General features: G+C 44.0%; 10 protein-coding genes. 1 reads left to right on the forward strand and 9 read right to left on the reverse strand.

Annotated elements, in window-relative coordinates; genetic code table 11:
• Positions 1–212: 212 nt before the first annotated feature.
• On the forward strand, positions 213–1385 hold the full coding sequence (locus tag OSCIL6407_RS0114695; RefSeq protein ID WP_007357525.1) for a DUF4231 domain-containing protein: 1173 nt from the start codon (positions 213–215) through the stop codon (positions 1383–1385).
• A 12-nt stretch (positions 1386–1397) separates the two neighbouring features.
• On the opposite strand, the gene OSCIL6407_RS0114700 is transcribed toward OSCIL6407_RS0114695, so the two are convergent.
• The 9 genes from OSCIL6407_RS0114700 to OSCIL6407_RS0114740 all read right to left on the reverse strand — a co-directional run bounded on the left by OSCIL6407_RS0114700 (position 1398) and on the right by OSCIL6407_RS0114740 (position 11334).
• Positions 1398–1967 carry a DUF2059 domain-containing protein gene (locus tag OSCIL6407_RS0114700; protein ID WP_007357526.1) on the reverse strand — a complete coding sequence of 190 codons (570 nt, stop codon included), beginning with the start codon at positions 1965–1967 and terminating at the stop codon, positions 1398–1400.
• Positions 1968–2306: 339 nt separating this feature from the next.
• A complete protein-coding gene (locus tag OSCIL6407_RS0114705; RefSeq protein ID WP_007355373.1) occupies positions 2307–3971 on the reverse strand; it encodes a sensor histidine kinase in 1665 nt (554 codons plus the stop codon).
• A 314-nt stretch (positions 3972–4285) separates the two neighbouring features.
• On the reverse strand, positions 4286–4696 hold the full coding sequence (locus tag OSCIL6407_RS0114710; RefSeq protein WP_007355372.1) for a DUF2290 domain-containing protein: 411 nt from the start codon (positions 4694–4696) through the stop codon (positions 4286–4288).
• Positions 4697–4698: 2 nt separating this feature from the next.
• On the reverse strand, positions 4699–6819 hold the full coding sequence (locus tag OSCIL6407_RS0114715; RefSeq protein ID WP_007355371.1) for a DEAD/DEAH box helicase: 2121 nt from the start codon (positions 6817–6819) through the stop codon (positions 4699–4701).
• A 235-nt stretch (positions 6820–7054) separates the two neighbouring features.
• Complete coding sequence (locus OSCIL6407_RS0114720) at positions 7055–7567, reverse strand: MogA/MoaB family molybdenum cofactor biosynthesis protein (RefSeq protein WP_007355370.1); 513 nt, start codon at positions 7565–7567, stop codon at positions 7055–7057.
• A 78-nt stretch (positions 7568–7645) separates the two neighbouring features.
• The gene (gene psb28, locus OSCIL6407_RS0114725; protein WP_007355369.1) at positions 7646–7981 is read right to left on the reverse strand and encodes a photosystem II reaction center protein Psb28; all 336 of its coding nucleotides are present in this window, start codon (positions 7979–7981) and stop codon (positions 7646–7648) included.
• 44 nt (positions 7982–8025) lie between these two features.
• On the reverse strand, positions 8026–8247 hold the full coding sequence (locus tag OSCIL6407_RS36490) for a hypothetical protein (RefSeq protein WP_083893661.1): 222 nt from the start codon (positions 8245–8247) through the stop codon (positions 8026–8028).
• A 31-nt stretch (positions 8248–8278) separates the two neighbouring features.
• Positions 8279–9814 (reverse strand): DUF1565 domain-containing protein, encoded by a 1536-nt coding sequence (locus OSCIL6407_RS0114735; RefSeq protein ID WP_007356448.1) that lies wholly within the window; start codon positions 9812–9814, stop codon positions 8279–8281.
• Positions 9815–10005: 191 nt separating this feature from the next.
• Positions 10006–11334, reverse strand: a complete 1329-nt coding sequence (locus tag OSCIL6407_RS0114740) for a GNAT family N-acetyltransferase (RefSeq protein WP_007356447.1) — start codon at positions 11332–11334, stop codon at positions 10006–10008.
• Between the last annotated feature and the right edge of the window lie 23 nt (positions 11335–11357).

Below are 11357 nucleotides of genomic sequence, written 5' to 3' on the forward strand. Positions count from 1 at the left end.
CTTCCCTAGCCCCTAGCCCCTTCTTCCCTAGCCCCTTCTTCCCTAGCCCCTAACTGTCCCAGTTAGCGGTAGTGACTTTCTATCCGTCAGTAAATACGATGAGAATCTGAGTGCTAAAGGCCTGACTTGAGGTTTGTGGCTAATCGGAAATCTAAAATCTAAAATCTAAAATCTACGGATATCTGCGAGCATACCAGGGGGAGCAACAAACAATGTTTAAAAAGAAATCTTCTGCTTCTTATAGCGATCGCTTCAAGAGAGATATGTCCGACATCATTGACCAACTGGATCTAAACGAGTTCCAGAAAAAATCAATGAAATCCCGCTGGCTAGATCAACTAAATTGGCTCTCAGGTAAGGCAAAACATTCTCAGAAATGGTACTACCGTCTGCGTCTGACCACAATTGTTGGCGGGGTGGTCATTCCAGCACTCGTGAGTCTGAACATCGCCGATAGTAAAACGAGAGAATATGCTATTTGGTTTACCTTCGGCGTTAGCCAAATGGTAGCGATCAGCGCTGCAATCGATGAGTTTTTTCATTATGGCGACCTTCGGATTCAGTACCGCAAAACCGCTGAAGCTCTGAAAGCAGAGGGCTGGCAATTTTTTCAACTCACTGGGCCTTATCAAGATGTTAGCAGTCATAACCAGGCTTACGTTCAATTTTCTGGTCGGGTGGAAAGCATTATCCAGAATGATGTACAAGGTTTCACAGAATTGTTGAAGCAGAAGCAAGAGGAAGAGAAGCAAAAAGCTGAAGCCAAAAAAGCTGATGCTGTTTTACCTACTGGTTATGCTCCTACTTTCGGGAGTACAAATGGTTTACCCGCTTCTAGTTCGGCTGGAACTTGGCAAGGGCCAGCAACTCGGTCAGCACCTCCGAGTCGCCAAATTGCCTCAGATTCGAGGACTCAAAGCAATGGAGAGGACTTGTCTGGAGGCTTCGACAGAGGTAGTTTGAGGCAACCTGGCCGTCGAATGGTTCCACCAGATCCCCTTTCTGAAAATGATTTAGAGGAATTGTCGGAAAGTTTTGACGGAGGTGGTTTGAGGCAACCTGGTCGCCCTATGGCCGCCGATCCGCTTTCTGAAAGTAATGGAGAGGAATTGTCGGGAAGTTTTGACAAAGGTGGCTGGAGACAACCTGGCAGAATGGCTGCCGATCCTCTTTTTGAAAGCGATGAGGAAGATTTGCAGGTAAGCTTGGATACCAGTGGCTTGACTCCTCCGGGCAGGCCGATTGCTAGTGAGCCAATGCCAGAAGGGAATGTAGACAGGGGAAGAGCTAGTGGAGGCAGAGGGCCTGTAACTTCTTCTGAGGATGCGATCGCACCCACTGCTGTACCAGATCGGTATCGGGAGCGATCGAGAGCTCATAATTAATTAACAGTTTAATTATTTGTTGTTAATTGTCGGCATTTTTCCGATTTCCTCTTCAACTATTTCTTTCATGATTTCCATCAATTCTGGCAATAGTTTTTGATTGAATTGTTGCATAGACTCGGCAAAAAGTTGAGGCATGACTTGAATTGTTTTTTGTCCCGTTGAACTGCGATAAAACGCTATCAAGTCTTTGAGTTCGTTTTCAGTAAAATATTTAGCATACACGGAGTAACTAACTTCCTGTACATATTGAGCCAGATTAATTTTCTGGGGCAATATTTCTCGGTATCGGCTGATGACCCTCCTGGCCATTTCCAGGCTTTCCTGCTGTAAATCAGCATTTGTTTCTGCCGATGTACTTTTCAAGGTGTTAGCAATAATAGTTGGCAACTGTTGTTCTAACTGAGCTAACATTAAGTCCATCATTTGGTTAAGGTTTTTGTCAGCTTCAGTAATGGTTAAAAGCTCTTGAATTAAAACCCGTTTCTCTGGCGGAATCATCTCATTAGCCAGCACGCCTCCCACTGGTAAGAAGAAGATGAACCCGGAGATACTGAGCGCAATCGTTAATTTCTTAAGCATATTTTTATAACCTACGAAGTTGATTTTTTTTCTGTACTTAGGTTGCTGGCTCTGTTGAACGCCTGCGATCGCGCCGCAGTAGCAGCATCAGTTAAACTATAGCAACCTTCTTGGCAGTTAAGATGTTGTGAGTTCCACCAAACTCGCTGATTCTATTCCCTTCTTCCCATCTCCCCCATCTCCCCCATCTCCCCTTCTTTCCCTTCTTACCCTTCTTTCCCTTCTTTCCCTAGCCCCTAGCCCCTAGCCCCTAGCCCCTTCTTACCCTAGCCCCTAGCCCCTAGCCCCTAGCCCCTTTCTATACAGCCGCTTTCACAAACTCAGCCTGGTACTATTTTACTATTGCAGTGGCAGGAAAATTGTCATCACTTCCCCCTTCTGCGGTCGTTGTCGCACCACCAATTTCCCCCCAGCAGCTCTAAATAAATTCTTCGTCACGCTCAAACTCAGACTCAAACTACCAGTTTCCGGCTGAAACATCAACAGCGGCCCAATAGATTTGAGCGGCCCATTAGGAGTTTGTTTAAAAGCCGATTCATTTTTAGTTCCAGGTTGTAGTTGAGATTCCAACTGTAATTTTAATTGATTTCCCGCCAACATCACTCCAACTTGAATGTGACTTCCTGCTGGTAGAGTGCGAGTAAAATCTTCAATTAAACCAGTTAAAACCTGATCCAACATTGTCTGATCGCTGAGTACTGTTGGTAAATTCTGTGGCAGAATTACCTCTAGAGTGTGATTGCGCTGACAAGCTTGTTTTTGCCAGCGAGGAAGATTACTTTGAAAGACTTGAGTCAGGGAAATTGCGGTTAGTTGAACTGAAGATTGCTTAGCCTGGGACATTTCCAATTCTACGGCCCTAAAAATTAAACCAAAGCGGTCAATTTGGGCAGTACATTCGGAGTCAATCATTTCTAATCGCTTAACTACTACTGGATCGAGATTGGGACGTTTCAGTAGTAGCCTAGTCAGGGTGCGGATTGTTGCTAAAGGAGTGCGAACTTCATGAGCGATCGCTTGTAGCAGTTCTACCTCTTGGGATTTGGGGTTTGGGGTTTTAGATTTGGGATTTGGCAATAATGTTCCCAAATCTGCACTTTTTCTTGCTTTCTCCTGTTGGCGGTATCCAGTTTCTTCTAAGGGCAAATTCTGCAATAGCAGGCGGCTAAACTGCATTACAATTTTGTAGTCAGGTGCGATCGGAGTAAACTGCTCAAACAAAAGTACCATCGATTTAGCACTACTCGATACTGACTTACTCAAAGTAAAGTTTGCACCTTCAGGAAAACTTGCTAGTAATTCCTCGCTATCCTTGACTCGTAGCTGCAAGATGGCCCAAGCTTGCATCACGACTGCTGGATCGAAGGAAAATAGAAAGGCGGGATTTCCTAAAGCATTTTCCCCTAATACCATTACCAGACTGAATTTAGCTGTTAACACCAAACAAAACTGCTCGTTGGCTAAAGGATCGCCGTTACAAAGAGGTAGTGCTGGTGTTGTAGGAGGAACTGATATTGTCCCTTCTGGTGCTGGTAGTAGAGGTAAAGCTTGCGAAGATAAGTAAGTGTTAGCTTCCTGCGGGTTACTGGTAAAAATCCAAGCTGCAAAGTTTTTCACTAATGCAGGGTCAGTCAACACCGAGGAAGGGCCAGACAAGATTAATCCTTGATGGGATTGGGTAGGGATTGGGGATAGGGAAGATGGGGAGGATGGGGAAGATGGGGAAGATGGGGAAGATAGGGAGGATGAGGAAGATGGGGAAGATATAGAGGAAAATTTCTCTCCCTCATTTCCTGCGGCCCTTTCCTGTTCTAATAGTTGATTAAGAGCGGCGATCGCAGCGTACCACTCCTGCTGAGCTCTGAGTCGGAGAGCGATGCGAACCCCAGAGTGCGAATAGTCTGAATTTTCATACAGCGCGATCGCATCTGAAGAGGTGATGTCATTTTTAACCCCATCTTCGGCTAAAATCTCGCTAATGGTCGGTAAAAAGTAACTGTTCACAACACACCCACCTGCAAAATTTACATTTTAGATTTTAGATTTTTGGCTTAATACTAAATCGTCTCTCTCTTCAGAGTATCGGCTTCTGTCTGTAGTGTATATTCGCATAACCGAACTAATAAGTAGCAATCTCCGCTTATTTTTTAGAGCGAGGCTGGCTGAGTGGGGTTTTCCTGGGTTAGGTTAGCTAGGGTGATGAGCGATCGCGCTGATTGAGTGAGGGGTGAGATTGAGCGATCGGCGGTTGAGCTCTCCTTATCAGCTTTGCGGAGGGAGGTAACGAGAAGTTGCGATCGCCCATGCTTTTAAAGGTTTCAGTAAATGGCGAAGTGTAGTAATTTCTTCTCCGCAGTGGTTATGGTTTCATCAAATAGAACACTTGAAAAGTCAAATTGATCCGTAAACTTGGTAAAAGCCGTATTATAAAAATTACGAAGAATAAAGGAGATAAAGGCATTCGGTGTAACTGGAGAACAAACAGGAATTCTACAGTTTTTAAACTGCCCCAAAGTTAAATGACACTTGGGATGATCTATATCTATATGATTATCTGGATCGTAGTCAAATCTGATTGGCACTGGCAATATATTCTTAGCTATTATGTCTGCATATATCTCATCCTCTTCATAAATTTCAGGTTCTTTTTGTCTGACTGATAAACCTACTGAAATTAGCTTTCGAGTAATGGTGGCGATCTGTTTATGAATATCTCGATAATTAGCCATTTTTAAAAAAGTTTTTCTTTTAGCCCATCTAGTATTTCTTGGGGTATATCTTCTTTGTAAATCTCTCCTTTGTTAAGAGCTTCAAGAAGCTCTCTTAAATCTTTTTTGTTTTTAAATATCCGATCCCGTTCCTTTGGACTCATATCTCTATTCACAAGATTCATTTCTTGCCGTTCTTTTTCAGTAGGATAGGTAAACTTAAGAGCAAAGTTTTCTTGCTTAACTTGATTATATTCAGCTTCCAGTCTTCTCATATCTTCACCATAGCCTAATACTCTTAGCCAAGCTTTGCTTCTTGTCATAGCAGTAAATAGAATATTTCTTTTTCTAGCTAGATCAGAACCTGAGAAACAAAGGTGTGCATCTATAACGTAAATCATTGCGGCTTCATTTCCCTTTGCCCTATTGATGCCAGTAAAGATAATAGCTTCTTCACTGAAGAATTCATCCGGGGAAGTTGTTATCCCCGCTAGGTTAGAATTGATTCCTCTCTCAAATAGTAGAGTTCTAGGTTCTCTGACAGCATCTCTAGTGGTAAGTGGATTAGTATGTATAACCATGATGTCATCATGTTTCAATTCATCTTCTTTTAGGTTGGTTTCTATTTGACTGACTAACCATTCCATTTGTTCTTTATTATTGTTGAATGACTTGAAGGTAATTAAGTCATCAATAGGTGAGTGAGATTCGAGAAACTTAGGACTTGTCTCATCAGTTCTAGCAAGCGTTACAGACTTCCCATCTTCTAAAGTTCCTTGCTCAACGTTGTAGCCAATATCTCTCCATAATCCAGAATAATCAAACATCTGGACTAATCCTTGATCTCGATAAATCCCAAATCCAAGGGCGTGTGCAGTCGCCAAAATTGGGCGAGAGTTTCTATAACATTTTTCTAATATAATATCTTCTTTTGGTTTTTTTGGTAAGTTTTGGAGTTGAACACGAGGTGTACCATTAATATCCTTTCCAAAAATAGCATTTGGAGATTCCATAATCTTATTATTGAGGCTTTGTAGTTCATCATAAGCATAAACTAATCTCTTCGGTTCTTTCAATATCTCATAACAAATCCGCAAAAAATGTTGGGAAAAATCCTGTGCTTCATCAATCAAAATAGCATCATAGTATTGGGTAAACTTCTTTATTTTACCAATTGCTTCTTTACAAACTGTATCAAATTCTTGACCAGAACCATTTGGAAGATTTTTTGCTTCACGAAAGTCTCTATATTCAATATTATGTTTCTTGCAAACTTCATAATAAATTCCCTCTGCATTTGGACTGCCCCAAGCGTGAATTATTTTAACTTTATCCCAATCCGGTTCTTCATTTGTATGTTCAATAGTAAAAGTGTTAATAAGTTGCTGGAACTGACCTTTCAGTGAGCGGGTATTAAAAGTTACAGCAATATTCCAATCAGGATTTTTTGCGTGCAAGTAAGCAACTTTCAAGGCTAAAACTATAGTCTTTCCTGAACCGGCAAGTCCTCTAATTCTTTGTACACCTTCGACCGTTTCAAGTACAGCGGCACTTTGATTTCTATCTAAATTAGCAATCGAATCCTCTAATTTACTAAGTTTCGCTCCCTTAGAGTCTTCTTTCTTGACATAGTTCCGCTGCTTTCTTTTTCTTATGGATGTTATGGCTTGTATTACTGAAGTTAGTTTTTCAAAATAATCACTATTTTCCCACTTTTGAAAGTGAATAAATTCTTTCAAATCACAATCATTAATAGCGACTATATACTCCTCTGAAACATCGTTTGGTTTATGACTCCAAGCGGGTGCGTAAGTTATAACGCCAATCTCAACCATTAGATTTCTCTTATTGGTAAGAGAGCTATGTTGGAGCAATTTCGCCTGAATTTTGTTGACGCTCTCATCCTGTACTTCTTCCAAATTAATATCAGTTTTAGTACCCTCGACAATGTTAAAAATAATAATGCCATGTTTCCTAGAGACAAGAAGAGCATCAATTTGATAACCTCCTTGAGATGTACCTATTATTGGATATCCTAAATATAAACTTCCATCAATGTCATCTCTTCTACTCTCAAAGTAATCAGCGAGTCTTCTGGAAGACTCAGGTTTATTTTTTACATCGCCTCTGACAATATTAAGCATAATATTTCCTTTTATTAAAGTACGTTGTCTATTGTCTATTATACCAAAATCTAATACTAATGTCGCGCATCTACTTTTCCAACCTAAATCCTTTAGCGCAAGGCGCTGAGGAGCTAAACTGATTACCCCCTAAGTTAACCAACCGACATTAATTATTCAACTCCAGACAAAACACAATTTGGGAAATTTATCAATTAGGATAGGAACTCCTAAAGGGTGTTTTTGTGCTATAATTTTAGTGTTTTTCAGAGCGCAACTGTCCAACCAAGTGGACTAACTCTGGTAAAATCAGCTTTTCGACAGCCAGTTGTACCGCATTGCTAGAACCGGGAAGAGAAAAAACCAACTTCCCTCGATAAACCCCAGCCGTAGCGCGAGATGCGATCGCTCTCGATCCTATTTCCTGATAACTCAGCCAGCGAAACAACTCTCCAAAGCCTGGTAAAGTCTTTTCTAGCAAACCCTCGATCGCATCGTAAGTAGTATCTCGCGGCGCAATCCCAGTACCCCCGTTGAAAATTAGCGCATCCAAGTCCGAGCGCTGGCAGAGCGATCGCACCTGGGATATAATTTGTTCGGGTTCGTCTTTAACCAGAGTGTAAAACCCGACTGCATGACCAGCATCTAAAAGTAATTGTTTAATTAATTGACCGCTCTTATCCGTTTCCTGCGATCGCGTGTCGCTGACAGTAATCGCAGCACAATTCACACTTATTTTAGAACTATCAGGGTGAGGAAGTACTGTCATACATATTTCTCTGAACTAATAGGTAATCGGGACTGGGAAATTACCCATCCCCAATTACCATCAATTACCTCTTACCGCTTACGCCTTGCTGAATCCTAAGCCGTGTTCTTCCGAATAGCGTTCCATGAAACGCATAAATCGATCCCAATCTTCTACAGATTTCATCAAGTATAGTGCTTCCAGAGATGCCGGCTGACCATTGATGAATTTAGCTTTAACTTCCCGCGTCGTAATTTCGCCTTCTTCATCAATCATATACATCCCAGTAATTTCTTCTGTACTGCTGTTACTAAGAGCTTTGGGATTTTCAAAGGTAAAGGTAGCAGTACCCTGATTGCCTGTTTTAGAACGAGTGAGGCGCACATCTGGGATTACATCTTCGTCAATACCCCTGGAAAATTGAATTTTAGCCATAATTTTGCGATCGAACCTTAAAGATTGATTAAATTGTCATTGTTTTAATCATAAAACGACGCGGGTATCTCTACACGGAAGAGATGGGATAGAGGAGATGGGGAGGATGGGGAGATGGGGAAGATGGGGAAGATGGGGAGGATGGGGAGGATGGGGAGGAGTGGGGAGGATGGGGAAGGTGGGGAGGATGGGGAGGATGGAGAAGATGGGGAGGATTTAGCTACCCTATCTCCCCCGCTCCCCCGCTCAAGAGCTCCCCCGCTCAAGAGCTCCCCCGCTCCCCCGCTCCCCTAGTTCCTAGACTATATAAGGAGAATTAATCGCATCGGCGCGACCTATGGCTACCAAGGCTTGATAGATTAGAGCGCAGATTTCAGCACGGTTAATTTCCCGCATGGGTGAGAGTTGATTGCGGTTGGGGTAGTTGACTACAATCTTACGTTCAGTTGCCGTTGCTACTTCGTCAATGGCGTAGCTGGGAATTTGAGCGCGATCGCCATATACACTCACAGCATTTAGATTCCCACCCGTCAACTGTAAGCCATTTACCAAAGACACGATCGCCTCAGTACGAGTTAAATTTTGATTTGGTCGGAATGTCCCATCTGGAAATCCCGCTACAAATCCTCCTTTGTTTGCCTTATCGATCGCTTCCTTACCCCAAAAATCCGCCGCCACATCCTTAAAAGTCGTACCAGCGCGTCTGGGATTAAGTTCAAACGCCTTAGCTAACAAAGCTGCATATTGAGCGCGAGTTAAACTATCGTTAGGCTTAAATGTCCCGCCAGGAAACCCACTGACAATACCCTTGGCTGCCAATCGTTCAATAAACTCTTTTCCCCAATGTCCGCTAATATCGCTAAACTGTCCACCCCCAGGCGTAGGTGTAGGTGTAGGTGTTGGAGTTGGTGTAGGTGTTGGAGTTGGAGTTGGCGTTGGCGTGGGAGTTGGCGTTGGCGTGGGAGTAGCTGTACCGCTAAACTCCACTAAACCCTTAACCCGCGTTGCAGTTAGCTGGTTTCCTACAGAAAGGATCTTAAAGGAAGTAGCATTTTGTAAGTCAAATTGACCATTATCTTGCCAGATATTACCGCCAGCATCTTGACCAGTGCCGATATCTGGCAGTGATTTAACTGTCACCGTCAGACCGTCTTGTATATTTTTCTCAATCCGATTTTTACGCAAAATCGGTCGCGAATCGCCAGAAAGGACAATTCCTGAGCGATTTTCCAAAATTTGGTTCTCTGCAATTAGAGGTGCTGCATTATCTTGGATGGCAATACCGTAACCTGTGTTTTGAAACTTGTTGCGGCGAATTTCCCCTTTAGCGCTACCTGCCATTGCCAAACCGTTACCGACATTTTCGGTAAACACGCTGTCGAAAATTGCTGGCTTGGCGCTACCAGTGGCAAATACGCCTTCTCGCTTGGATTTGGAGAGAGTGCAGTTAGCGACTGTGGCGGCTACTGATTCTATCCAAACTCCTGTACCTCTAGTATCGCCATTGGTGACAGTTGCACCGCGCAGTTCCGCACCTTCTGCCAGCAAGACTGTAACGTTTTGACCCGCTGCGGTGGGACTGACAAATTTGCCGCTACCTTGAATCAGAACGGTGCTGCCTTTGTTGGTTTCGCTGCCTATGACTTTCACTCCGGCAGGAATTTGTAGGGGGAAGGCTTCGCCGGAAGCAGCGCTGTAAGTTCCCGCTGCTAGCTGAATTATGGTTCCCGATGGAGCTTGCTGTAGAGCGCGGCTGATTGTTTTAAATGGAGCCGATTGGCTGCCGGAGGCTGAATCGCTGCCTGTACCCGGATTGACGTAAAGTGTTGCCATAATTTTGTTTGCTAGAGATTTTTTCTTCAGGCTACGTGCAATCTAAATCTTTTGCAGCCGCTAAGGCGGTTTAAGAGGGGCTAGGGGCTAGGGGCTAGGGGCTAGGGAAGAGGGAAGAAGGGTTTAGAATCAGGGTTTTAAATTCAGAATGTCCTAACTGCCTTGGCAACTGCTATACATTGCAGGAAAGTCTAGGAAAATGTCGTTCTATCGTTGACTCCCAACTGATTAAGATTAGGAAGATTAGGAGAAACATCTGATTTTAGCGGCGAAATGGTTTTAGCATCAGGTGCTGGGATTTCCGATGCTGCATTGGGTTGGCCGCCTAAGCCTTCTAACAATTTTGGCTTGCTATCTGATTGAACTCCTGGTGTCCCATTGGGTTGTTCTTCCATCGGGCCTAACCAGGACATTCGACTCGGTACGGGTTTGCGAGCTGGCTGGAAGCTTTGCAGCACTTCTGATAGCTGGAGTCCTTCTAGAGAAACTGACTTAGATTCTCGCAGCTTATGCCAAACTGAGCGGGACATTAGCAAGGTGTTTTCGATGCGGTTGGCTCCTACTTGTTCTAAATAGGCTTCGCGTTCCGGCTGATAGTCGGCGGAGGCGAGGTGTAGGGTTTGAGCTGGAAAATCCTGGGCGAGACGGGCCATTTGGGAAAGTAGCTCTGGGTAAAGCCAGGTATAGGCTGGGTGGACTGTCAACTGGGCGACGTGGGGGCGATCGCCATCACGGGACAATTGCACCTGAAAATAGCCGATCGCGGCTTTCCGTTGGGGTTCAAAGACGTAACCGCTCACTACCTCAGTGCGTTCGGCCCACTGTCTAACTCCTTCAACTAAAGCTCTCAAAAAGCTGGATTTGAAGTCTTGGATGTGGCGATCGAAGACTTGGCGCACCAATGGTGGCATTGATGCAGTATCTAATTGATAGAGTAACTGGGCATCAGCGTTACTGACGGGTAAGAGGTTGGGTAAATCTGGTGTCGCTTCGGCTAATTGTTGAAGCCGCTCTTGCGCGATCGCCCAATAAGTCATTTGAGCCAGAGGTTGAAAGCCATTCTGCCGATAAAGTGCCAGAGTGGTTTTGTCATTAACATTCACCTCTAGCAGCCAAGTGCGGGCTTCCCAAATGCTTTCAAAGCAATAGCGCAGTAGTAACGAGCCGATACCTTTGCTTCTAGCTTCTGCATCCACGAATGCTCTATCAATTCGCCAAGTGCTGCGGGTACGGTTGAAGGGGGAAACCTGAACCACGCCTCTAACTTGACCGCTTTCTTCGGCAACGTGGGCGCGGAAAAGGTACTGACAAGGATTGGGGAACAGGCTCAAAAATTTTAGCAGCCAACACCAGCGACGAATCTGCTGTAACTTTCTGCTGAACCCTAGATCGCTAGTGGCAACTTTATTCTCTTCTAAATCTGTTGTCTGGACGTACAACTGCTCAATTGCATCTATGTCCCGGTATTGAAAGGGGCGGATGACAACTTGATTTTGGTTTTGCGACAGGAATGGATTCATATCGGGAGGGGGTGGGGGGTGGG

The organism is Kamptonema formosum PCC 6407 (assembly GCF_000332155.1).
GTDB lineage: Bacteria > Cyanobacteriota > Cyanobacteriia > Cyanobacteriales > Microcoleaceae > Kamptonema > Kamptonema formosum.

Bases quoted from the DNA above. Each gene is read 5' to 3' on its own strand.
- OSCIL6407_RS0114695 (WP_007357525.1), top strand. From the start codon at position 213: ATGTTTAAAAAGAAATCTTCTGCTTCTTATAGCGATCGCTTCAAGAGA.
- OSCIL6407_RS0114700 (WP_007357526.1), bottom strand. From the start codon at position 1,967: ATGCTTAAGAAATTAACGATTGCGCTCAGTATCTCCGGGTTCATCTTC.
- OSCIL6407_RS0114710 (WP_007355372.1), bottom strand. From the start codon at position 4,696: ATGGCTAATTATCGAGATATTCATAAACAGATCGCCACCATTACTCGA.
- OSCIL6407_RS0114715 (WP_007355371.1), bottom strand. From the start codon at position 6,819: ATGCTTAATATTGTCAGAGGCGATGTAAAAAATAAACCTGAGTCTTCC.
- OSCIL6407_RS0114720 (WP_007355370.1), bottom strand. From the start codon at position 7,567: ATGACAGTACTTCCTCACCCTGATAGTTCTAAAATAAGTGTGAATTGT.
- psb28 (WP_007355369.1), bottom strand. From the start codon at position 7,981: ATGGCTAAAATTCAATTTTCCAGGGGTATTGACGAAGATGTAATCCCA.
- OSCIL6407_RS0114735 (WP_007356448.1), bottom strand. From the start codon at position 9,814: ATGGCAACACTTTACGTCAATCCGGGTACAGGCAGCGATTCAGCCTCC.
- OSCIL6407_RS0114740 (WP_007356447.1), bottom strand. From the start codon at position 11,334: ATGAATCCATTCCTGTCGCAAAACCAAAATCAAGTTGTCATCCGCCCC.